General features: G+C 47.2%; 21 protein-coding genes. 12 read left to right on the top strand and 9 right to left on the bottom strand.

The features are described from left to right. Nucleotides 1–291: 291 nt before the first annotated feature. Together OEZ43_20875 and OEZ43_20870 are read left to right on the top strand one after the other, a co-directional pair. A complete protein-coding gene (locus OEZ43_20875) occupies nt 292–789 on the top strand; it encodes an Hsp20/alpha crystallin family protein (GenBank protein ID MDH5548039.1) in 498 nt (165 codons plus the stop codon). Between the two features lie 762 nt (nt 790–1,551). After that, nucleotides 1,552–1,992, top strand: a complete 441-nt coding sequence (locus OEZ43_20870) for a host attachment protein (protein MDH5548038.1) — start codon at nt 1,552–1,554, stop codon at nt 1,990–1,992. Nucleotides 1,993–2,223: 231 nt separating this feature from the next. Here the strand turns inward: OEZ43_20870 and OEZ43_20865 are convergent, their stop codons facing one another. Both OEZ43_20865 and OEZ43_20860 read right to left on the bottom strand, forming a co-directional pair. Next, nucleotides 2,224–2,859: a hypothetical protein gene (locus OEZ43_20865; protein MDH5548037.1), complete on the bottom strand. Its 636-nt coding sequence runs from the start codon at nt 2,857–2,859 to the stop codon at nt 2,224–2,226. Nucleotides 2,860–3,284: 425 nt separating this feature from the next. Further along, a complete protein-coding gene (locus tag OEZ43_20860; protein MDH5548036.1) occupies nt 3,285–3,953 on the bottom strand; it encodes a TVP38/TMEM64 family protein in 669 nt (222 codons plus the stop codon). Nucleotides 3,954–4,078: 125 nt separating this feature from the next. On the opposite strand from OEZ43_20860, the gene OEZ43_20855 reads away from it, so the two are divergent. The 3 genes from OEZ43_20855 (at nt 4,079) to OEZ43_20845 (ending at nt 6,753) form a co-directional block, all read left to right on the top strand. Next, a complete protein-coding gene (locus OEZ43_20855) occupies nt 4,079–4,201 on the top strand; it encodes a hypothetical protein (GenBank protein MDH5548035.1) in 123 nt (40 codons plus the stop codon). 447 nt (nt 4,202–4,648) lie between these two features. Further along, the gene (locus OEZ43_20850; protein ID MDH5548034.1) at nt 4,649–5,608 is read left to right on the top strand and encodes a hypothetical protein; all 960 of its coding nucleotides are present in this window, start codon (nt 4,649–4,651) and stop codon (nt 5,606–5,608) included. A gap of 50 nt (nt 5,609–5,658) precedes the next feature. After that, entirely contained in the window at nt 5,659–6,753 is a 1,095-nt protein-coding gene (locus OEZ43_20845) for a hypothetical protein (GenBank protein MDH5548033.1), read from the top strand. 144 nt (nt 6,754–6,897) lie between these two features. Here OEZ43_20845 and OEZ43_20840 read toward each other — a convergent pair whose 3' ends face one another. From OEZ43_20840 to OEZ43_20820, 5 genes are read right to left on the bottom strand one after another with little or no spacing between them, the layout of a single operon-like run. Continuing rightward, on the bottom strand, nt 6,898–7,455 hold the full coding sequence (locus OEZ43_20840; GenBank protein ID MDH5548032.1) for a hypothetical protein: 558 nt from the start codon (nt 7,453–7,455) through the stop codon (nt 6,898–6,900). Next, on the bottom strand, nt 7,352–8,647 hold the full coding sequence (locus tag OEZ43_20835; GenBank protein ID MDH5548031.1) for a hypothetical protein: 1,296 nt from the start codon (nt 8,645–8,647) through the stop codon (nt 7,352–7,354). The genes OEZ43_20840 and OEZ43_20835 overlap by 104 nt, the downstream gene beginning before the upstream one ends. A 17-nt stretch (nt 8,648–8,664) precedes the next feature. Beyond that, nucleotides 8,665–10,248 carry a caspase family protein gene (locus tag OEZ43_20830; protein ID MDH5548030.1) on the bottom strand — a complete coding sequence of 528 codons (1,584 nt, stop codon included), beginning with the start codon at nt 10,246–10,248 and terminating at the stop codon, nt 8,665–8,667. Then, the gene (locus tag OEZ43_20825; GenBank protein MDH5548029.1) at nt 10,245–11,030 is read right to left on the bottom strand and encodes a hypothetical protein; all 786 of its coding nucleotides are present in this window, start codon (nt 11,028–11,030) and stop codon (nt 10,245–10,247) included. The genes OEZ43_20830 and OEZ43_20825 overlap by 4 nt, the downstream gene beginning before the upstream one ends. Then, nucleotides 11,023–11,520, bottom strand: a complete 498-nt coding sequence (locus OEZ43_20820; protein MDH5548028.1) for a sigma-70 family RNA polymerase sigma factor — start codon at nt 11,518–11,520, stop codon at nt 11,023–11,025. The genes OEZ43_20825 and OEZ43_20820 overlap by 8 nt, the downstream gene beginning before the upstream one ends. Here OEZ43_20820 and OEZ43_20815 point away from each other — a divergent pair. The 3 genes from OEZ43_20815 to OEZ43_20805 all read left to right on the top strand — a co-directional run bounded on the left by OEZ43_20815 (nt 11,520) and on the right by OEZ43_20805 (nt 14,712). After that, nucleotides 11,520–11,912 (top strand): hypothetical protein, encoded by a 393-nt coding sequence (locus OEZ43_20815; GenBank protein ID MDH5548027.1) that lies wholly within the window; start codon nt 11,520–11,522, stop codon nt 11,910–11,912. The two genes, OEZ43_20820 and OEZ43_20815, sit on opposite strands and share 1 nt — an antisense overlap. 53 nt (nt 11,913–11,965) lie before the next feature. Continuing rightward, nucleotides 11,966–14,152 carry an EAL domain-containing protein gene (locus tag OEZ43_20810; protein ID MDH5548026.1) on the top strand — a complete coding sequence of 729 codons (2,187 nt, stop codon included), beginning with the start codon at nt 11,966–11,968 and terminating at the stop codon, nt 14,150–14,152. Nucleotides 14,153–14,274: 122 nt separating this feature from the next. Further along, nucleotides 14,275–14,712: a CBS domain-containing protein gene (locus tag OEZ43_20805; protein MDH5548025.1), complete on the top strand. Its 438-nt coding sequence runs from the start codon at nt 14,275–14,277 to the stop codon at nt 14,710–14,712. A 202-nt stretch (nt 14,713–14,914) separates the two neighbouring features. Here the strand turns inward: OEZ43_20805 and OEZ43_20800 are convergent, their stop codons facing one another. Together OEZ43_20800 and OEZ43_20795 are read right to left on the bottom strand one after the other, a co-directional pair. After that, nucleotides 14,915–15,790 (bottom strand): PDZ domain-containing protein, encoded by an 876-nt coding sequence (locus OEZ43_20800; GenBank protein ID MDH5548024.1) that lies wholly within the window; start codon nt 15,788–15,790, stop codon nt 14,915–14,917. A 31-nt stretch (nt 15,791–15,821) separates the two neighbouring features. Next, nucleotides 15,822–16,082, bottom strand: a complete 261-nt coding sequence (locus tag OEZ43_20795) for a hypothetical protein (GenBank protein ID MDH5548023.1) — start codon at nt 16,080–16,082, stop codon at nt 15,822–15,824. Between the two features lie 308 nt (nt 16,083–16,390). Between OEZ43_20795 and OEZ43_20790 the strand changes: the two genes are divergently transcribed. From OEZ43_20790 to rluF, 4 genes are all read left to right on the top strand, one after another. Then, nucleotides 16,391–19,504 carry an efflux RND transporter permease subunit gene (locus tag OEZ43_20790; protein MDH5548022.1) on the top strand — a complete coding sequence of 1,038 codons (3,114 nt, stop codon included), beginning with the start codon at nt 16,391–16,393 and terminating at the stop codon, nt 19,502–19,504. A 4-nt stretch (nt 19,505–19,508) separates the two neighbouring features. Beyond that, the gene (locus OEZ43_20785) at nt 19,509–20,918 is read left to right on the top strand and encodes a TolC family protein (GenBank protein ID MDH5548021.1); all 1,410 of its coding nucleotides are present in this window, start codon (nt 19,509–19,511) and stop codon (nt 20,916–20,918) included. A 5-nt stretch (nt 20,919–20,923) separates the two neighbouring features. Continuing rightward, a complete protein-coding gene (locus OEZ43_20780; protein ID MDH5548020.1) occupies nt 20,924–21,490 on the top strand; it encodes a hypothetical protein in 567 nt (188 codons plus the stop codon). A 102-nt stretch (nt 21,491–21,592) separates the two neighbouring features. Then, nucleotides 21,593–22,414: a 23S rRNA pseudouridine(2604) synthase RluF gene (gene rluF / locus OEZ43_20775; GenBank protein MDH5548019.1), complete on the top strand. Its 822-nt coding sequence runs from the start codon at nt 21,593–21,595 to the stop codon at nt 22,412–22,414. The last annotated feature ends 116 nt before the right edge of the window (nt 22,415–22,530 follow it).

Raw genomic sequence — 22,530 nt, 5'->3', positions numbered from 1 at the left:
ATCCAGATTACAAAAGGCATACAGAATTGGATAGACATTCGACAACGAGGAATCGACAAAAAGTCGATTGCATGCCGATTCCTATTGTCTCGCCATTTGTTTGGAATGCGCTCGAACACTAAATGGCCTATGTTGATGTATTGTCTTCATCGGATACTAAAAAGCACCGTATTGTTTTCCCTTCATATCCCTTCATACACGCTTGTTCCCGACGAATTCACTTCGTTTTTATTTTGCTGGAAATGAACTAGAATAAAAATATGGATAGGGAAATACTGAGGAGGACGACCCATGACGGAAACAACTGTTAAATCTGAAAACAGAGACATTACAGAAAGCAGAGCTGCCGGTGATGTTTCACCTTTTTACACATTTGAACGATATATGAAAAACCTATTTAATGGTGGAATAAGGCCTTTTTCTTTGGATTGGCCAACATTTGCCGAAATGGAAGATCTCTTCGATATTCGCGCGCCAAAGGTTGATATTATCGATCAAGAAAAGCAGATTGTGATAAAGGCTGAAATCCCCGGTGTCGATAGGAAGGACCTCGACATCAGCTTAAGTGAAAATTCAATCACCATTAAAGGGGCAACACGTAGCGAGACTAAGCAAGAAAAAGACAACTTTCTTCACCGTGAGATACGACAAGGCTCTTTTTCTCGTACACTGTCTCTACCCTGCGCTGTAGATGCAGAGGGAGCTACTGCACGGTTTGTAGACGGTTTGCTGGAATTAACCTTGCCCAAGGACAGTCAAACCAAAGCACGAAAAATTGTTGTCGACTGAAACTTGCCTGCCTGAACTATCCCCGATCTTGTAAATTGAACGGGGATAGTTCTGCGTAACACTGTAGTCCCCCCGAAAAATCAAATAGGCTATATCTATTCCAATAACGGAAAAGAGTTTTCTATAACAATATCTTCTATCCTGATGCTTTATGTTACTATTCACTCCAATCGAGATGGCCCCTAGTTACCTTTCTGCTTTTATAAAACTATTGTCTCGGCACTTCTGCCGTAGCTTCATCAGATGTACTCGGCGTGCAAAATTGCTGGGGGTGCCGCTACTTCAACTTACTCCCTGGTTTGAGTGGGGGGATTACACACACAAGATAGTGCATTAAAATTCTAAGCAGTCATAGCATGAAGACGAAAAACGCAATTAGATAAATCCTAACAGAAACCTTAACTCGACTTGTGTGAGAGTCATCGAAAAAATAAGACTTTTGAACCTCTATCAGAAAATTAAGCACGAGCATTCTATACACAATTTTGATGAATATTCGAATATCCACAGATTGTTTGATAGACATGCAGTAAAATGCCGTCAAAATGTGGAACGAAAATAGGCGGTATGCGCGATCTTCACCGAGTCGGTCTCTATTGGAAATCCTGAATGTCTATTTCCAGCAAAATGGAAGTGATATAGAATGACGTTGAGGGTATTTCAATATCATCCTTTGAGTATAGGGGAGACTCAGTAGCAGCAACAAGCTGCAGAGTTTCAAATTGTTTTAGTAGGTTATCTATGCACTAAAAGGAGTATAGAATGTCTTCTTTGATTGTTGTTGCTGACAGTACTCTGGCCAGGATATTTTCAAGCGAATCCGCCAGTTCTCCTTTACAAGAAATTGAAACCATGGCGCATCCGGAAGGTCGCTTACACGACCGTGATATCACCAGTGATTTGCCCGGCAAGGTAAAAGGTTCGGACGGATCAGGCGGACATGCCTTTCAGGCGGAGACCGATCCTAAGAAACATGAATTGTCTGAATTTGCACGTCGAGTCGCTGGTTATCTGAACAGTCTCACAAAGACGAATAAATTGGAGCATCTGCTAATTGTTGCAGCGCCGGCATTGTTGGGTGAGTTGCGCCCACAATTGACGAAAGAAACCACTAAAAAAATTGTTTTCGAACTTAATAAATCGCTGACGCATTCTACGCCAGAAGAAATTCGAGAACATTTACCGGAATACCTTACGCATTGAAGACTAGTTTTTCGAGAGTTATCTGCAATCAGTATCATAAAGTCGCCTTATTTTTTACACCCTACATGGCATGAAGGAAGCGCGTACTTTATATATGACATATCGTTAAATAAATCTGTTAAATTTAGGAGACACTAAATCCTCGCCTTGTCATTTTAAGCTTGAGATGGAAAGCAGACGACAGACCCCGTAGGGTCTGTCATAAGAAGAAAGGTGTTTACTATATCGTGCTTAGCTCAATTTTCGACCTCTTGAATAACCTAATCCAAGCAGTCCTATCCCCATGAGTAAAAATGTTGAAGAGATCGGAACGCTACCGTCTGCTACGGAAGTGGTGGCAAAGAAATCGTAGCGGTCGCCGGCACTGTCACGTCCCAGTATCCAGCTATAGGTGTTAAAGGTGTAAATTCCGCCACTGATTGGTGTGCTTAAATCAGATTCCAGAACTCTTTCCGTTTCGATTTGAAAACCACTTAGACTCGCACCGGGACCAATCAAATCAGGATCCGAATCCCAAACAAATGCGATCGTACCTACGCGTGGTGTCCATCCGCTCGGACTACTCATGCTGGCGAAATCGGAATAAATATCCGTATAGGGTGACTGTATACTAAAAACCTCCACTGTTAAGTCTGTCGACAAATTCTCCAATGAATACTCGTACAAGCCTGTTGTCAAACCGCGTTCGGCAGCGCTCGTATAGGTTTCAGTGACTCTGAACATTGGCGTTGCAGAGGTGCTTTCCGTTGACGATCCAGGTGCGGCGTAGGTGCTAAAATCACTCACGGTGATAACCACGGCGCTTGCGGCGACAGGAATAGCGAGGATTATGGCAAAGACAACACGAACAATGCTTTTTACAAACATAGATACTTCCTCCAAAGATAGTGACTTAAACACGTTAACTCAAAAGCTAAGTGCACTTTCATAGATAGAGCAATAAATTCGCCAATTGAGAAAAACACTATTTATCTGTTAGTTACATATGTTTGGTAAAATTGCAGTTTGGTATTCGTAAATAAAGTCGACAACGTAATCAGACGGCGCAGGTAGATTCAGTTTGCAGATCCTTCTATATTACGACTGTCCACTTCCGATCTAAATCTCCAATCAAAGAAGAGTTAATTTGCGGGCGTAACCGCAGCAAAGCAGTCAGAATTGATGTAGACATTGATTGTCCGTTTTTCACCGCTCCTCTTTCATCACACTCCAGCCACAAAGCCAAATCCTGATTAAAACACTCTCTATTTCAACGAAAACATTTTTGAATATTTTTTCTTTTACAATCGCGACTACGGTATTTCCTCCCTATTCACTTTCTTTCGCCTCACTCGCTGATAAAGCATCGGAATCAGAAAAAACACGCCAAGCCCTAAAAGCGCATAGAGCATCTTATCAAGATTAGTTGTCGATAACTCGGAACCGAAGTGTCCCAATAGAAAACTGGCGGGTGCGATCCCGGCTAGCGTTGCGAGGGCGAAGCGCCAGAAGTGGAGATGCGTCAGGCCTGCCATATAGCTGATGATGTCGAAAGATAGAAACGGCAGTAGTCTTGAGATAAATACCGTTCCCATGAGCATGTTTTGCGATCCTACCCAGGTTTCTTTTAACTTGCCGCCAAACCAACGTTGCAATACGTTGTATCCCAGTAATCGCGCAATAGAAAATGCGACGATGGCGCCGAGTTCTGAGCCAATCAAAATATAAATACTGCCCCAGGTATGTCCATATATCGCACCCGATGCAAGGGCAATAGGCGCGCTGGGCAAGGGGCTCATCACTATGGCCAATGCCATTAACCCAATAATGACAAAAGGCCCTGCCGTATCGAGCGAGCGCACATAGTCGCTCAGACCTTCAACACTGCTGAGAAAATCCCAATAGCTATGACGCTCAAGGTAGTAATACAGTACGAGCCCGAGGAGAATGATCGAAACAATGGTGTAGTGTCTGGTACTCACGGTATGGGTTTCTAATGGTGTTTGCTGAATTTACCGGACGCAGTTTTGTCGTCATTGTTACTACGCGTGTTGATACGTAGTATAGTAGCGTCTTTAACACTTTATTGCAGTAAAGGCGTAACACTATGATGCATGATACGGACGGCGGCTGGCACTGGGGTTTCGGTTTTGGGCATTGGAGCCTGGGCATTCTTTTCTGGGTGTTAGTCATTGTCGTTATTTTGATGGCCATTAATAAATTGCGATAACGGAAAATTGCTGGTATCTGAATCCACTTATTGTATGACGCGTTTCAGGGATAATTTTTAGGCCTCAAGTGTTGCGGCCGACTACGTTGCTCCCGCTACGACTCTTGTTCGAGTGAGAGGAAAGTATAGCTTTGTCATCAAAATTCAATGCCACATAGCCCATAACGTCAGAGTCATTCCCTACTCTTTTCCAAGAACCAGAATGTATGCCCGATACAGGTTTTGTATCAATCCCAAACGCTACCATAATTTCCACCGAGTTATTATCTATAGCCATGACACACGCAGCGCTCTGCTAACAAATCAGTGCACAAACGCACTAATAAAACGTCAACAATACACCTCTTAACTTTTCTATTAACGATATCTTTTCGTCAGTGCATCTGGTCGACAACACATGCCAGATACCGGGATTTTTCAATATGACTCTATAAAGGGACTTACACTATGCGAAATTTTTTCAATTCCCGAAGCCTGATGTTTGGAATGATGGCTTTGTCCAGCGCATCCGCGTTTGCGCACAGCGCTGCCGATAGCGAGGTTGATAGCCTGCAATCACTGGTGGCCAACTCTGATGCCATTGTCTATGGCTCGGTGGTAGACATTGCATACCGCAACTCTGAACCAACTGAAAACTCACCGCAGGGTCAGCCTCATACCTTTGTTACATACAAACTAAGCGGTGTATTGAGAGGACGTATCGATAGCCGCACGCTGACCTTGCGAATTCCTGGCGGTACAGATGGTCGAGGAGGTGTTTCCATCGTCAGTGACGCGCCTATGTTTGCCTATGGTCAGTCAGACGTGTTGTTTGTTTCTGCTAAAAATGTTGATGGTTGTCCGCTGGTGAATTGTGTTGATGGTCGTTTTCGCGTCGCCGATGGTTTTGTCTATAACGGTTGGGGAGTGCCCCTGGTTTCAGCCGACAAGACACTGGAATTCGGCGGCAAGCCACGCTTCGATCTTAACGTAATGGACATTCCTGGCCAGTCATTCGACGCCTTGTTACAGAACCCGGATGTACAACGACTGCTGAAAGAAAAAAACATTTCCACGGAAGAGCAGATGATGGCGTTACGTGAGCAATATGAGAAAGAGGCCCCTGCAAGTTACCAGGTCAAGCTGATGGTGGAAGGCGCGCATGTCAATGATGACTACACCGGTTATGACAAAGCATCGCCCATGATGAAATATGGCGATCCACTTTTCATCGACAACTTCCTCGCCCTGATACAGGAACAGAATAGTGTTTTACCTGCGCCAACAGCGCTTGTTTACTCTGCTGATCCAAAGGTGCGTTTCAAGATAGCGGATCCACGCGTAACGGCAATCGGCAGTTCCGAGGAAGAAGTAAAAAACATCTTGAATGACGAGGAACTGCGAGATCAATTGCAAACATTTAACTAGGCCTACTCGCCCATCGAAACGCATACAGACATTTAATAAGGAAAGACATCATGAAACGACCTTTAATATTTAGCGCACTGCTCGCGTTAATGGTTCCCGCCACGGCATTCTCGGCTTCGTGGTTGGAGTGTAACGGCGACAGTAATAAGAAGCTTCGCTGGAGCGGTACCTCGAAGACCGCTCGAGTCAATACCATTAGTTTTTCGGGCGCGAACTTAACCGCCGCCTTCAGAGGACTTGATGCGGTAAATCGCAATCCATCGCCATTTTCGATTAGCAAGTCAACGGAAACCGGAACCGTAGGTTTCAAGAATGGACAAAACGAAGTGTATGCCACCAGCATCTCGCCGCCTGCACGCGCCAGAATGGACAATCATTGCTACTGGTTCTTAGGCTGGCACTATGGAATCGACGAAGTCGATATTGAGCTCGACAGTACTGGCCGTAACTGGACGTCATCAACTGCCAAGTCCAGCAATTTTACCTACACCGGTAATGCACGCCCGATTGATGCGGTCATCACTCACGAGGCAGGACACTTTATTGGTTTGATGCATGTCAACTGGGAGTACAACGTCATGGGTGACAACTGGCGTCATCATCACACCAATGGCGGTACTGCTAGAACCTATTTGGGTGAAGATGCATCTCATGGCGCGCGCGTACTTTACGGTACACAGGGATCAAGTTTTAACGATGTGTCCGTAGCGCACTGGCGTCGTACTGGTGCCGATGGTGAATACTCCACCCACGGCCGAGTACGAGTACGCAACAACGCAAATACCGCGACGCTTACCGGTATCACGATCAACGGCGAGCCAGGTTATCGCGTCACACGCGGCACAACCGTACGCCCCGAGTTCACGATTGAAAACAACGGTAAGTCAACACAAAACAATGTGACCTTCGGTATTTACGTCTCCAGCAACGACTTTATCAGCTATTCGGATAGACGTATTGGTGGCGGAACATTCGGATCGATACACCCCGCCGATGTTGCGACCCTCACCATACCGGTCAATATTCCGAATGATCTGAACGCTGGGCAGAACTACTGGTTAGGCATAATCATTGACGAAGATAATGATATTGCGGAAGTCGATGGCGACAACAACCGCGCCTATATTCCGATTCGCATACAGTGATTCGTGTTTACCCTTGTAACAAAACGCGGCTAATAGCCGCGTTTTGTTTTGCCCGTTCTCGGGCGGCAACTTGGAACTGTCTTTACCACCACCGACCCAAAAGTGTTGACGCCGAATTTTTCGCTTATAGCATTGAGGCCAGGCTTACCTTTGTCCAAATTCCCAGCCGTAGCCGAAGCTAAATATCATCCAATTGGGAGACACCGCGAGCCTGGTGGTAAATAGGCTGTTGCTATACATAGGCTTGACCATTTTCATTTCCAGCCCGGGCGAAAACTCAAATCTATAGTCCTCAATAAAATCTCCGGCAGACACCAGTTTTTCAAGCAGACCTGCTGACATCCCTAAATACGTGTGGGCATGGTCGGAACGGTGTACGTTATACCACAGTGTCCCTCTAAGCGCCGTGTTCCCATAGACCTCCCATGATGTTTGCTCTAGGTAATATGGAAAGCCCAAAGTCTCCTTATTACCATCCTGGCCTGTCCAAACGTACGCTGCCCCTTCGACACTCCAGTTTTTGCTAACATTGAGCGCCGCGTTTACACCAAATGCCTGCTCAGGAAAATCAAAATTTTCGACACCTGCTACACCTGTCTCAATGCCAATGCTCGCCGAGTGAGCGGGTTGGATAATAAGTGCTGCGACTATTGACCAAATAGTTGAATAGATCAGCTTTCTTTTCTTCAATGGTTTTCTCACCGCCATCTCCTCGAGTAATAATTCTATAATGCGCGTCTTGTTTTTCGTCATCTTCAGTAAACCAGATACCGTCTCTTCCCGGTGAACGTACTGTTTTGGTCGTCTGTTCCTCACCATGAGACATCGACTGATAAGTCGTCTCTTCATATCCATTGATTGATAATTCGTCCGTTACGGCCACAGTATCCAGCTCTGTATAGTCAGGAAAATAGTACGTGACACTGGTGACGGTATAACTCATATCTTCATGCGTCTGTTTGCTCTGCGTTTCCAGGGATTCTACAAAGCGTTTGTCGTCGATGTCTCGCGTAATTTGAAACCTTATCAACTCTCCTTCTTCATCAAAGATGGCCTCGCTATTATTCACCGAGTCATTCTCGTAAAACTTTCTTCCGATTGAAAAACCACCGGTCTCCGTATCGGCAAGTATGGCGGACATTCGATATCGAATGATATCGTCAGTCGTAAAATTGATGTCGTCGTCCCCAGCATCGCCATATTCGATAATCTCATACGCATATCCATCGCGTTCTTCACTCCAATGTGTGGCATTGGAAAAAACCATCTTGTCTTTGACCAGGCTATCATCAGCAGTAAACCAGGTTTTGTCGGCACCGCTGGAGTTATATGCTTCATATTGTTTCAAGTTGGGATTGCTCTCACTCGTTCGCGATACTGCAATTTCCCGTATTGACTCTGTTCCGAGAACGAGTGTTTTCCCACCATAATAGCTGTGCGCAAAGTCTTCTATCGCTACAAAATGTGTGACTCGGTATTCCACATCATTTATCACTGTCGTAATCAACAGTAATACCTGCGCTTGACCCAGTAACGAACCGGGATATTCAATGTAATCATCTTCGGTAAACCAGCGTTTGTCCGGCCCAATGTAATTAAACATTATGTCACCACTCGCCGAAACGTGGTCACCATAACTGGTGGTAATATTCGAGAAATTACTACTTTTAATACGATAGTTCATCGTTCTATCGTCTTCTGTTAAAAATGTATTGTCTTTTCCAGAGGCCCTGGACGCATCGTAGTATGTCGCTTCCAAAACCGTATTGTTTTTAGCGGAAGTATCTATAAAATAAAGAGTCCCATGAGTTGTAAAGTCGATGGTTTGTTGCAAGTTTCCACAGGCCATTATCAAGGTGCTTGCAACTGCGAAGTACACTATTCGACGAAACATATCAGTTCTATCCTCTACTATTGGAATTGATAGAGAAGTCGCGCGACTACCGGCATTCCTTCCGCATTCGAGTCGAGATTGTCGCTCGTATAATCCGGCTTGAAATGCGTTGTCAGTTCAAAGCCAAATCGCTTATCTTGAAAACGAATACCCAGGGGTATCTTCAAATTGAAATTCGAGTTGTATTTTTGGTATGAGGCCTGTGCACTCGGCACTTCCCATTCGTCATCCCAGAATTTATAAAGCACGTCATAGTAGGTACCAACGCCAAAATAAATTCGAAATTTGTTCTGGTAAAAGCTGACAAAGTCGTATTGAAAATCCAGCGATGCACCAAGAAACATACCTTTGCTCGCCAGGCCATATAAATCGAGTACAAGACGCGCATCGGGATGATATTGCCAGTGCACTGCGGCGTTGAATCCAAGATATAGCAGTTTATAGTGGTAATTCTGCCGGTCGACCTCCGACCACATAGACATAGGACGGCTATGTGAGCCAAAGGCAACGTAGACCTTGCCTGGGTATTCGTCTTTCGACAAGATTCCACCTTTGGCGACAACGTTAGCGCGTTCGAATTCCTGCATGTCTTCTTTCGCCAGATGTCGCGTCTGCCGCAAGCCAAGCGAGACTTTTGTGCCGAACAATTCCTCTTGATCCGCCACCAGTATTCGATAAACCGCCGGCTCGAGACCGATACTCAATGCCTTTCCTGCTTGTTTGCTCAATTCAACCACCAACCTGTCCTCGGCGTCTCTTATAAAGACCCGGCCGCGTACATCATCCCCTAAATTCAATACCGACATTGACTCTCTAAGATCGGTTAACACAAGATCCCCCGCGCCAGCCAACTGCATGTCATAGGCAGCATGTTGGGCACCGGCTCTTGACGACTCCGTCCGTGCCAGTGTTTCCTGATAGGCAAATTGGTATGCTTCATTTAGCGTGACTTTTTTATCTTCACTGACATCTCCTGCACCACGCATGGCAGAAACGAGATAGTGTGTGAAGAACGATCCCTGTATTTTCTCAGATTCCTGGGCAGCTTCATTTTCTGAGCTGGAGGCGAGAAATACCTGGCCTTTGACATTATTCGAGGTGTCAAACATAAAGGGTGCTGCACGATCGCCGCCTTTGGTTCGCATAAAGGCATCGGCTTCACAGGAATCGAGTATCGCGATTTTCACGTCGGATGATATGGCCGCGATTTTTTCTCTGAGTGCTTTAAACGTATATTGTCCGTCTTTTATCAGCAGTCCCTGGTCGTCGGAATGGCCGGAGTAATAGAAGATGACCTCTTTTCGCCTGGCCTGAGATTCACTCAGGCGACTGGAAAGGACATTAAACGCATGATCAAGCGATTGCACATCAGGATTTGGTAGAAGAATACGATTGGCCTCCCCCAGCGCGCCCAGTTCCTTAAACACATTACTCACTGAGCGTGCATCATCGACGGCATATTTCAACTTAACACGTTTCTCACCACCGTCATTGGCGCCAACAAATAGTCCGAAACGTTGCAGTTCCGCCACCTCGTTTGTCGCCAGCGTGGCGGTCGAAAACATACCCAGCACTATTCCAAGGATGAATTTTATTTTCATGGTTGCACTTTCTTGCGTATCGTTATTGTCTGAAGATGAATGTCATCGTCGAGTTCAAGGCTAAGCTGCTCAGCGTTTCCACTTTGTGCCTGATGTTGGCCTTGTTGCCATATCCTCTCCCACGCCACTGGCGATCGAGAACTGACAAAATAAAAGCGTTCGAATTCCGGTGCGTCGTCCAGGCGATAGGCATGATCCAGATGGACTTCTCCCTGTGGCTTGAGCTCACCTGTGTCTCCAATGTGTTCCGGGAAGTGCAACGTCATGCCGCCATTACCATCTACCGAAAATATCGCGCCATATCGATCTCCGGCTGCCACGTATGAGAGTTGAATCAAATCTCTTTGGAATGCGCTGTCGTTTGGAAGGAGTTCTTCTATTTCAGTTCCGCGTTTCCGATAGACGTGTAGTTGCTGGCTAACTCCCTTTAGGCGAATTATGTCATCCAGATCACCAAAATCTCCGACTTCTACCCGGTTTTCCTTTGGAAACGCGATCAGTAGGCTGACAACAACAATACAAATCGTTGCGAAGCTTGCCAGGGAAGCCAACTTCTGCCGTTGCTGTATTTTTGATTCATGTTCCAATACATTGGAAAACTGTTCGTATGGAAACCGTGTAGCGAATTCAAGCTGTTCCTTTTTTAAAGACTCGAGCTGGCTGCGCACTTCCGCATTTTCTGAAATAAGCGTCTCAACATAATGTTTTTTTTCCGCAGGAAGTTCTCCTAATAAAAACTGCTGCAGTAGCAGTTTCGGAATCATTTTATCGGTTTCAGACATCGTCACTACCTTTGAAATGTTTTAACTGTTGTCGCAATGTATGCAGACGTTTCTTGACCGCAGGAACAGAAAGCCTAACCTCGGCAGAAATTTCCTCAAGACTAAATCCCTCAACCCAATACATGATGGCCATTACCCGCGTCGACTCCTGTTTATCGCGAAACAAGAAACGGATAACGCTGGAGTTATTGACCTCATTGGCGGGATCATCCGCCAGGGCGATTTGCTCTACCAGGTTGTCAGCTTCGTAGTCGAACCCATACTCCAGATGTTTGCCATCGCGTAATTTGTTCAGACTGATATTTGTCGCAATCCGGTATAACAGCGATGATGGCGCCGCTAAGTCCAATCTGTCTCTATTCTTTAATACCCGCACGAATACATCCTGCATGGCATCCTTGGCCATCACCTCATTTTTGAGTATGTCCAAACAACATCGGTACACCATGGCGCCGTAGCGTTCATAAATTTCTTGTATTCTGGTGTTCAATGAATTCCCCCCTCGCCTATGTAACCCAGCAGACCTGCCAGCGGGATACCGATAAAACAAAATTTTTTGGTATATATATCAGGGAAATTATATTTTTTCCTCTCTTGCTGCTTGCTTTAAACCACCCATGCCGGAAGCGGGTTCCGTTTACGCGCGTCAACTGGAAAGAAAACGCGCTTGACCGTCGCGTCCACAGGACGCCATTTGAACACCTGCTGGAAATACCAGTACAGCCGTTCTGGCATAGTCTATTTGGGAAGAAATTCAGAGAGATAGAATCGGGATTCCATAAAGGCGTGTGGATTTTTGGATGCATTTTAGAAATACTGAAGAAAATATTGGCTTTTAGAAGAGGTCGATATACTAAGGTTTTTTGTGTATTTGTCGAATAATCTACAGCGCAATCTTGTTATATAAGAACCGGCACCTTTAGGCCTAATCCCGTATGCAGAAGTTAACCCACATAAACGAGCGTGGTTATTCGCTGAATAGTATTCCGGCGGATATCAAAAATGCTCCATTTGTAGACAAAGAATATAGCAGCAAGTACTTCGGTATTCGGCCGCGAGTAGCCTTGTTGACATTGATTTTGTTGGTAACCATTGGCTTGGTGACCTGGGAAGTGGTCAGTCGCAGCCAGCAACTGGTGATCGAATACCAGGCTGTAGAACTGGTAGAAGTTGTCGCGCAATTGGCAACGACAGCACGTTCGGTATATAACGCGAAAGTCATTAATAAACTAAAACAAGACGGCTTTGGCGCCCATCAAGACTATAAAGATCACAAAGGGTTTGTTCCCCTACCCGCGCAATTCCTGAAAGAAGTCGGTCTGGCCAGCAGCCAAAATATCGAGGGGCTATACCGCTATCGGCCGGTAAGTAAATGGAATCTGGAAGAGACTCAGGGCCTGGACAATGACTTCCTGCGTTGGGCATGGCCCCAATTGGAAGCGCAAGATCAGGCCAATCCCGCTGGACCAATCACCTGGAAACCGGTATGGCGCGTTGAGGAGTTGAACGGTGTTACTACTCTACGTTATTTGCGAGCAGACCCCGCCTCCAGTTCGTCTTGCGTCGGTTGCCACAACGCAATAGAAATGCGTGAAGATATGATCGCGCGACGTAAGGAGAACGGTGTTGCTACCGGAAAGCAATGGCGTTTACACCAATTATTGGGCGCAATCGAGGTTGACGTACCGCTGAACAAGGTTGAAGCCCTGGCACAGGATCAACGCTATATCACGTCTGCAATGATTATCGGTGTCATCCTGTTGGGGTCATTTGTTATCGCCTTTTTCGTACTCATCGATGTGACAAAAGCGCGCAGTATGGCCAAGCAACTTTCCTGGCAAGCCTTTCACGACGTGTTAACCGGTCTGGTGAATCGGCCGGCGTTTGAATATCGTCTCAATGAAGCGATTAAACGTGCGAAGGTCGATCAAAGCCATCATGGTTTGTTATTGATCGATTTGGATCAGTTCAAGATAGTCAATGACACCTGCGGTCATATGGCCGGTGATCAGTTGTTAAAAGAAGTCGCCGCGTTGATAAAACCTTTGGTACGCGATCATGATACTTTGGCCAGGTTTGGGGGCGATGAGTTCGGTGTGCTGTTAGACAATTGCCCTGAAGACAAGGCGCACGAGATCGCAGAGAAAATTCTCGATGCGCTGCGAGATTATCGCTTTACCTGGCAGAATAAAATTTTTGAAATCGGTGCCAGTATTGGACTGGTTTGTGTCACTCAGACGTCGCAGGATTCCGCATCTCTGTTGAGCGCGGCGGATTTAGCCTGTTATGCAGCAAAAGATGAAGGCAGAAATCAAATTTACGCCCTCAGTTTGACTGACCTGGAGCTTTCCAAACGTCGCGCTGAAATGGAATGGCCCTCAAAAATCAACCGTGCCCTGGAACAAAAACGGATTAGCCTGGTTGTACAGGATGCGATTTCTGAATGTGACGGCATAAAACCGAAGTACTACAAAGAAATATTGCTACGCATGGTGGATGAATCCGGCTTACCCGTACCAACCGGCTTCGTGATTAGCGTTGCTGAGCGATTCAATGTGATCGGGAATCTGGATCGTTGGGTGGTCACGTCAGTTTTCCAGGCCATCGTTGCCGGCAATTTAGAGGCCGATCAGGACCACGTTATTGCGATTAATTTATCGGGTCAGTCCTTTAACGATAGAGGTTTTCTTGAGTTTGTGAAGTCTCAGTTTGAAACCTATCCGGACATTAACCCGCAGCATATTTGTTTCGAAATTACCGAAACTGCGGTAGTACAGAATCTAAGCAAAACAATTGAATTTATCGATTCACTCAAAACTCTGGGTTGCCAATTCGCCCTCGACGATTTCGGTTCCGGCTCCAGTTCGTTTGAATATTTGAAAACCCTGCCGGTGGACTATCTCAAAATCGATGGCAGTTTTGTTCGCGACATACTTACAGATAAGTTCGATAATGCCATGGTCGAGTCTATTGCCAAGATCGGCAATGTCACGGGCCTGTTAACCATTGCCGAGTGGGTCGAGAACGATGCTATTGCCGAACATGTCAAAGCGCTAGGAATTCACTATTTACAAGGGTTTGGGGTTCATAAGCCTGAGCCATTTGATATCCCCTCCGAGTAAATTCGTTGCCTCCCAGTATTGCCTCACACGCACAACCTGTGTAATTTAGTCTGAAAGCCTGTCTGTGCGTGGCCGGTATCCTGCCATAGGCGCAACAAGTATTCCAATCAGCGGAGGGGACTATGAGCACGGTAAAAGACATACTAAAAGAAAAGCGCAGTTTGTGGCATTTACAACCCGATCAAACCGTTATGGACGCGGTCGAGTTGTTAATAGGTAAGAATGTCGGCGCTTTGGTCGTGATCGAAGACAACAAGCTTGCAGGCATTATCTCGGAACGGGATTTTACGCGAAAAATTATCGTAAAACGTCTCGACCCTGAAACCACACTGATTAAAGACATAATGACCCGTGATGTGCGCTATGTGACACCGGATCAGAGTGTCGACACCTGTCTCGCATTGATAAACAAACACAGAGTTCGTCACTTACCTGTTATCGAGAATGACAAGGTCATCGGCATGATATCTATCGGTGACGTGGTCAAACACGTTGTCGAAGATAAACAAACGGAAATAAACCACCTTGAACAAGTCATATCCTGGGGTGAAAATTATTAGCGGCGAATAATCTGGGGAGCGACGCATTGCGTGACACCTGTTTTAGCCTGCCGTTGTTACAGGTGTTCCCTCACCAGACAAATACATTATAACGGCACTAGCATAATAGCTGTGGTTAGTTTGCTTTCGATTTGTGCGCAACACTCATACCCCGAAAAAGACTGTGCAAACCTCGTAACAAACCATAACGCTTCAAATTCTGTTAATAGATCTGAAATTTAAGTTCCTGTTTTACGCCGTTGCGATCAATGTGTATCTTGAGCCCCTCATCTTGCGTCAGTGCCTGATAGGCATAGGCGATATCCCATAGACCTGTCACTTTTTTGTCCTGTATAGAGAGGATGCGATCGCCAGGCTGAAGTCCACACTTATCATACAGACTGCCGGGCACGACGCTGTTTATGGTCATGACATTTTGTTTGAAATCGTAAGCAATATGTCGAAATGGTTTTTCCGAGGACACCTGGTCCTGAATTGCTGCCAGACTCATCACATAATGGCTCTCGTCTATGGTGTCTATGCCATAGGAGCTGACGCCCAAGGGAAACTCGACTGCCGCCAACTGTCGTCCGGCGATATAGTCGAGGAGTTTGTTGATGTACTCCGGCGATTGGCGATCAGGATATTTGGCGAGTTTTCTGGTGATGAACGCCAGATTTTGATCCAGCACTTGTTCTTGTGCATCGCTCGCATCGGCAGAGAGATGGTATTCGAATTCCCTTCCCATTGCCGTAACCAGGATACTTTTTGATCTAATTTTTGCGAGACGCACGCCAGGCAATATTTCCTGGGCCTCGGTATAGACCCGTTCATTTAAACCGTCGATGGAAACATAGGCGAGGCGTCGTTGGGACTCAAGCAACAAACCCTTGAGTCTCAGGTTCGGAATAGCATTGCTGGCCAGGTTTTCGTTTACTGTCGTCGCGTCGCTTAGTATGGCCTTCGCCGGCATAGTAGACGCGTGCGCCGTAACATCACTTTCTGACGAGTGATCACTACCGGTGTTTAGCGCGCCGACAGCGACAACAATCGCAACCACGCCAAGCACTCCAGCAAGCGTAAAAACAAGCGTTTTCACATACCAGCCCTACCCTATTCGCAGACAAGCATTATGGCCAGGGATTAGAACCTTCCGAAAGGCCGCGGTCTTCACATGATTGACCACTGTGAAAATACCACTTAGCGCCGTTGACTTGTTGACTATTGTTGGCCTCGCATTCCGCTTTATCCCAGCCGCTATAACAATACACTCTCAAGCCAAACGAATACTCCACGGGCTCACTTTGGCATGCGCCGACGCCACTTTCACAACCCATGATAGAAAAAAACAAGAGGGAAATTGCTAACACAGAACGAGTGTGCCATTTCATAGTAAAGCCTCCACTCAGAGATAGAACTACACTTAGAGTGTAATACAAGCCGTAGGAGAAAGCGACCATAAGGAGGTGCGGAAAATGCGGCTATTTTTAAGCACCTACAACAGCACGCTCATCAAAATTTCGGTGCTATTCTGACAAGATAAACCGTCGTATCGAATTTGATGTTGGTAAAAAACACAAGCGTATCGCGCACAAAAATCATAGCCGTAAAGCGACGAACGGCATAATATATGAACCCGTTTCACCCTACCGCTGTCCATGGTGTAGACGGGTCCACGCGCTCGGGATTTTAGAAGTTTATGATGACACGCTTTATCGAATTTTTTGTTGATCGCCATTTGCTGACCAATATGGCATTTATCGCGGCCATAGTCGGCGGTCTGCTCGCCTGGCAGGAGATCAAGAAAGAAGAACGACCGGACTACACCTCGGATTTTGTCCGTATCTCTGCCAGCTATCCCGGCGCTACCGCAGAAGAAGTCGAACACTTTGTCACCCGTGAACTCGAAGACGAACTCAAGGGCGTCGATGGGGTTGCGCAGATCACCAGTTCGGTCAGTCGCGGCGCGACCACGGTGAGCGTGGAACTGGAGCGTGATCTCTCCAATAAGGACGAGGTCATTACCGAAATCCGCAACGCCGCCCTCAATACGCAATTGCCTCCCGAGGTGCGGGACAAGCCCCAGGTTCGCGTCTGGAAAAGCTCAAAGAAGGCGATCATCGACATTGCCCTGATCGATACCGGCACGCATCTGCTCAACAACGAGCAACGGGAGAACCTGCAGAAACTGGCGACAGCGTTAGAGCTGCAGCTAATCAATCTGCGCGAGATCAATAGCGTCTCCCGTTCCGGCTATCTGCAACAGGAACTGCAAATCAATGTAGACCCGCAGAAACTGGTGCGTTACCAAATCCCTTTGAGTCAGGTGAGTAATGAGATTTCGCGCAATCACATCCGTCAACCGGCGGGTAGTATCGATATCAAAGATGAACCCAATGTCACCATCAATTCCCAACTGGATACGGTGGACAAACTCAACCAGCTTTATGTACAGGCCGGCTTTCAGGGCAAGGCGATAGCGCTATCAGACATCGCCCAGGTGCGTTCGGATTTCAAACGTGAGAAGGAATTGATCAAGGTCAATGGTCACGAGGCCATTATGTTTAACGTGGTCAAGAACGGCACCTACGGCATACTGGAGTCACTGGATGCGGTACAGAGAGTCGTTGCTGAATTCACCGCCAACAATTTGCGTAATAGCTCAGTTCAACTGGTGATACTCGACGACGAGTCTTACGATGTGCGCAACCGTCTTTCCATCATCGCCACCAATGGCGCGATCGGGTTTCTGCTGATTCTCTTTACGCTGTTTATATTTCTCAACATACGCGCCGGTATCTGGGTGGCAGTGGGCATTCCGTTTACCGTGTGTCTTACCCTGATCTGGGCCTGGGCGATGGGATACACCATTAACAATATCACGCTTGCGGCAGTGATCATTGTGATGGGGATAGTCGTCGACGACGCAATCGTGGTGGCAGAAAATGTGTCACGTTATCGCGCTATGGGGCTCAGCCCGAGAGAGGCGTCGATACGCGGCACCGGTCAGGTGTTTATGCCGGTACTCGCCAGCATCGTCACCACCTGCGTCGCCTTTGTACCGCTATTCTATTTTTCGGGTCACTTTGGCAGCTTCGTCAGTTTTATACCGCCCATCGTTTTTCTGATGCTGTTTGCCAGCCTGCTGGAGGCGCTGGTGATTCTACCCGGCCATCTTTACCTGCGCTTTCCCGGCAGCCGTCATCACGAACAACACACACCTAAGAAGCACTGGTTCGATAGCGTGGAACAGCTCTATGGAACCTTATTGATACCGATGTTGCGTTTTCGTTACGTCATCATCATCTTGTTCGGGGTGTTATTGTTTTTTATCTGGAAACTGGCAGAAGAAAATCTGAAATTCGTGATGTTCCCCAACACCGAAACCCGTGAAATTGTGTTGCAGGGTACGGCGGGCAAAAACGCGGATCGCTATGAGACCGCAGATATCAGCAAAAAAATTGAAGAGTTAATCGTTCCCTACGTTGGCAAGGAAGTGGTCGGACTACGTACAGAAATCGCGCGCAGTCGACGCGGCGGCGCGGCGGTGGAAAACAAGTTTCGCATGATCGTCGAAATCGTTCCCAAAGAAGAACGTACGCGTTCTGCCGATGATCTGGTTGCGTTATGGCAACCGGAAGCGGAAAAAGTCCCTGGCCTGAAAAAACTCGTGGTACAGAAGAGCCGCTATGGGCAGTCTTCCGGTAGTGCCGTCGAAGTGCTGATTCTTGAAAGCAACGATGAGTTGCGTAATACCGCTGCAAAACACATGCTCGCCGCCATGCAAGCCCATCCGGATCTGGCCAATGCCGAGATTGATGAGCCACTGACCTTGCCTGAGTACAAAATCGATATCCAACGCAACAAGGTTAAACGTCTGGGAATTAACCCATCAGACATCGCCTCGACGTTTCGCGCCTCGCTGGAAGGCAATATCCTCTATGAATTACCCAAGGGCACGGAACACATTGATGTGCGTCTGTCGGTCATGCAAGAGCACAAGCGCGATATTGACAGCATACTCGACATCCCGGTGGAAAATCGTAGCAATTATCTCGCGCCACTGCGTGATCTCGTCGAAATTAATCAGACGAAATCCCCTACGACGATTTCACGCCGGGATTCGCGTCGCGTGGTGACAGTACTCGCAGATCTAAAACCCGACACTACGCGTACCCCGCTGGAAATCGCCAAAGATCTGGAGAATGGCGTGTTTAAGGAAATCATCAGCGCGCAACCAACGACCACGCTCACCTTCGATGGCGAAGTCAAAGACACCCGTGAATCGCGCAATGATTTTCGCAACGCCATTATCATGGTGGTCTTTCTGATCTTTGCCATACTGGCGATACTGTTTAACTCGGTCAGTCGTCCCTTGCTGATTATGCTGGCGATTCCTTTCGGCATGGTCGGCGTGGTAGTCGCCTTTATTGCGCATGGACAGACACTGTTCGGTTTCTTCGCCGCAGTCGGTTCACTCGGCATGATAGGCGTGGTTATCAACGATGCGATTATCATGTTGTCCAAGCTCGAACAGGAGTTCGATAAACACCCGGCGTCCACGCTTTATGAGCGAGTAGCGCGCATCGCGCAAACCCGTCTCAAGGCGGTTATTTTGACGACGCTGACCACGGTCGCCGGGGTACTGCCTACGGCCTACGGTTTCGCCGGTTACGATGCGATGCTCGCTGAAATGATGTTGGCGCTGGCATGGGGTCTGGTGTTCGGCACCGTGATTACATTAATACTGGTGCCCTGCCTGTACGCGGCAATCCTGCGCTTTACCCGCCCGGTCAATCTGGGGACACGATAAGAAAATGAAAAAGCGAAACACGACAATATTACTGACTTCACTTTGCTGTATGTTTGGCATGTCTGCTTTTGCGGCGGCTGAAGAAAATACACCGGTGCTCACGCTTGCTACATTTATCAGTGAGGCAACCAAAAACGATACCCGCTTTGAAGAAATCCTGATCGACAAGTTGCCGCTGCAATATCGTCGCGATGCGCTGCTGCCGACAAAAGATCTCCTAGTTTCACTCAAACAGGAGTTTCACCTGTTTCTGAATCCGCTCGACGTGGGCGGACGTACGACAGTTTCGCTGGCGCAATTATTCCCTGACTCGGGCACACAGCTTTCCACTGCGTATAACAAACCGGCGACCACTTCCGGTAATCACAACGCCAGTCTGCAGTTTCTTATCTCCCAGCCAATTGCGGAAAATGCCTATGGCCGCAACTACAAATTACAGGACCAACTTATTGGCGTTGCCAATGACATTGTTCGCTACCAAATCGTCGAGGCCTACGAAGACTACCTCGCCTCACTGACCACAGTCTGGTACAACTGGTTTTCCGCCTGGGAGAATCTCAAGGTCAGTCGTACGTCTTATCAGTCCAATGAAAAACTGCTGGAAAATATCCTCGAACGTAAGCGCCAGAAAATTGCTTTGCCCATCGATGTCAACAAGATGAAACTTTCCCTGATACGCAAGCAGGAAAACATCGTGGTATTGCAGGAGATCTTCGACAATCTATCGAATCTGATATTCAGCGCCATGCGTTTACCGCCTGGACAGCGTTTCATTCCAGCAACAATGGAAATCAATAACCAGACTATCGTCTTTGAAGAGGCCTATCAACGCTTCGTCAACGACAGTCGTACCTATCACGCCCTGGAGCTACTGGAAAAGAAAAGCTCTCTCGCGGTCGACAAGGCCGCCGATGACCTTTTACCCTCTACCAATCTATTATTGGGTTACCAGATGGATGCAGAATATTGGGGAATTAAGCCACAACAGAACAGTTTCTTTGCCGGAATATCGCTAGACTGGCCAGTCAAAAACAGCGTCGATAAGGCCAAGCTTTCTATTGCGCGTGCAGAAAAGAAAAAGACAGTGCTTTCCAAACAAAACAAATATGAGGAACTGCACACCAACCTGAAGAATATTCATCTACAGATTCAGCGGGAACAGGAATTGATGACTATCGCCGAACAAAAAATCAAACTGGCCGAGTCCATACTCAAAGACGAAACTGAAAACTATTCTTTCGGCAAGGTCAGTCTCAACGACTATATCGACGCGGTGAATGACGTAGACGAAAACCGTTTCAGCCGTACCGACCACAGTGTAAAACTCAATAAATTATTGATCGAGTGGCACCGCCTGACAGATACCTTGCTGGACAAGACCGAAGGGCTGGACAGTAAGACGCTTCTCGAATAGCCACCGTGTGTGAAAATAAACTACCGGGCAATCGACTTCAACGTATGCAAAGTCGACTACAGAATGCCAGCGCGCAAAAAATCACGCCCTATGGTAAAGGCGTGGCCTATATCGAAGCCGCACGGGCACCTGACTCCAGACGCATCGATTTAAACGACTGGTATCAATCCGAGTTAAGAACGGTTGTCGTTAGCGAATACACAGAGCAACAATACCAAAAAGGTGAAAGCCGATACTTGAACGGCATCGGTGCAGGCCAGGGTAAAGACCGCGCCTGCGTGAGTTGTCATGTCTATCAATCCAATGCAGCCGGTACCGCACCGTCTCATCAAATCGGACGTATTACCGGACTTTCTGACGAAGACGCGTTAAAGTGGATAACCACAGGAAGTGTTGGAGAAGGTGTTGCCGGTGCTCGTATTGCGGATGATGAAACCCTGTTTAGACATGCCTGGAATTTTAGTGACGAAGTAGAAAGAATCGGCACCGTTGCCTATCTGCGCTCCCTGCAAACCAAAGACGTCGCTGAGTTGACTCGAATCAAATTTGAAGAGTCTATGGCGGCTGAATAAAGTCCAGTTACGACAATCTCTCCCCCGGGTTGAGCAACTTTCAACCCGGGGATTCTAAGGCTTTACACCACTGTGAATTGGCGAAAGTGGGCCTTCCATGCGATACTCCCGCCTATGCGACTGAACAAATACATTAGCGAAACCGGCATCTGCTCACGCCGCGAGGCCGACAGCTGGATCTCCAGCGGTCGTGTATTTGTGAACGGTAAACGCGCCGAGCTCGGGACTCAGGTCGAGGACGGTGACGAGGTACGCGTCTATAATCGTGTGATCAAGCCGCGCGAACAAAAACATGTCTACATCTGTTTGAACAAGCCGGTTGGTATCACCTGTACCACCGAGCGACACATCAAGGGCAATATCATTGACTTTGTTGGCCATGAGGCACGCATTTTTCCCATCGGTCGTTTGGATAAAGACTCCGATGGTTTGATTCTACTCACCAGTGACGGTGATATCGTTAATGTGATTTTACGCTCTGAAAACAACCATGAAAAAGAATATATCGTCGGCGTTGATAAGCCGATCACCGATAAATTTTTGAGCGGCATGGCTGGTGGTGTGCAGATTCTCGGCGAGCGCACCAAGCCGTGTAAGGTAAACAAAATAGATAAATTTACCTTCCGCATCATACTCACCCAGGGTTTGAATCGGCAGATACGTCGCATGTGCGAAGTGTTTGGCTATGATGTTAAACGCCTGCAACGCATACGCATCATGAACGTCAAACTGGGCAATCTTAAACTCGGTCACTGGCGCAATCTCACACCTAAGGAACTCAGTGAACTTTTACCCACGGGTAAACCTAAGACCACAGCCAAGCCCACGGCTAGACCCACGGCTAAGCCCGCGACACGCGCAAAAAAAGAAGGGAAACCGAAGCCACGTGCGACGGGTGGCAAGAGTCGCAAACGATTTGTCTGAGCGTAAATAGACATGTCATTGTCTATCTGCCAATTCCCGGACAAGGAATGAATGAAAGACGCTAGCCGTCACATGTTACAATCCCTCGCATCCGAACTTACTCAGCGCGATAAACG

The sequence above is a fragment of the Gammaproteobacteria bacterium genome, assembly GCA_029881255.1.
Classification (GTDB): Bacteria; Pseudomonadota; Gammaproteobacteria; order S012-40; family S012-40; genus JAOUMY01.
The sequence above is the reverse complement of the archived record's forward strand: the minus strand, read 5'-3'. Positions and strand labels throughout refer to the sequence as shown.

What these genes read in the sequence shown, in the direction of transcription:
- OEZ43_20850 (MDH5548034.1), top strand. Translation starts at nt 4,649, where the DNA reads ATGCGAAATTTTTTCAATTCCCGAAGCCTGATGTTTGGAATGATGGCT.
- OEZ43_20810 (MDH5548026.1), top strand. Translation starts at nt 11,966, where the DNA reads ATGCAGAAGTTAACCCACATAAACGAGCGTGGTTATTCGCTGAATAGT.
- OEZ43_20795 (MDH5548023.1), bottom strand. Translation starts at nt 16,082, where the DNA reads ATGAAATGGCACACTCGTTCTGTGTTAGCAATTTCCCTCTTGTTTTTT.
- OEZ43_20815 (MDH5548027.1), top strand. Translation starts at nt 11,520, where the DNA reads ATGAATTCCCCCCTCGCCTATGTAACCCAGCAGACCTGCCAGCGGGAT.
- OEZ43_20805 (MDH5548025.1), top strand. Translation starts at nt 14,275, where the DNA reads ATGAGCACGGTAAAAGACATACTAAAAGAAAAGCGCAGTTTGTGGCAT.
- OEZ43_20870 (MDH5548038.1), top strand. Translation starts at nt 1,552, where the DNA reads ATGTCTTCTTTGATTGTTGTTGCTGACAGTACTCTGGCCAGGATATTT.
- OEZ43_20785 (MDH5548021.1), top strand. Translation starts at nt 19,509, where the DNA reads ATGAAAAAGCGAAACACGACAATATTACTGACTTCACTTTGCTGTATG.
- OEZ43_20830 (MDH5548030.1), bottom strand. Translation starts at nt 10,248, where the DNA reads ATGAAAATAAAATTCATCCTTGGAATAGTGCTGGGTATGTTTTCGACC.
- OEZ43_20835 (MDH5548031.1), bottom strand. Translation starts at nt 8,647, where the DNA reads ATGTTTCGTCGAATAGTGTACTTCGCAGTTGCAAGCACCTTGATAATG.
- OEZ43_20855 (MDH5548035.1), top strand. Translation starts at nt 4,079, where the DNA reads ATGATGCATGATACGGACGGCGGCTGGCACTGGGGTTTCGGTTTTGGG.
- OEZ43_20845 (MDH5548033.1), top strand. Translation starts at nt 5,659, where the DNA reads ATGAAACGACCTTTAATATTTAGCGCACTGCTCGCGTTAATGGTTCCC.
- OEZ43_20875 (MDH5548039.1), top strand. Translation starts at nt 292, where the DNA reads ATGACGGAAACAACTGTTAAATCTGAAAACAGAGACATTACAGAAAGC.
- OEZ43_20865 (MDH5548037.1), bottom strand. Translation starts at nt 2,859, where the DNA reads ATGTTTGTAAAAAGCATTGTTCGTGTTGTCTTTGCCATAATCCTCGCT.
- OEZ43_20825 (MDH5548029.1), bottom strand. Translation starts at nt 11,030, where the DNA reads ATGTCTGAAACCGATAAAATGATTCCGAAACTGCTACTGCAGCAGTTT.
- OEZ43_20790 (MDH5548022.1), top strand. Translation starts at nt 16,391, where the DNA reads ATGATGACACGCTTTATCGAATTTTTTGTTGATCGCCATTTGCTGACC.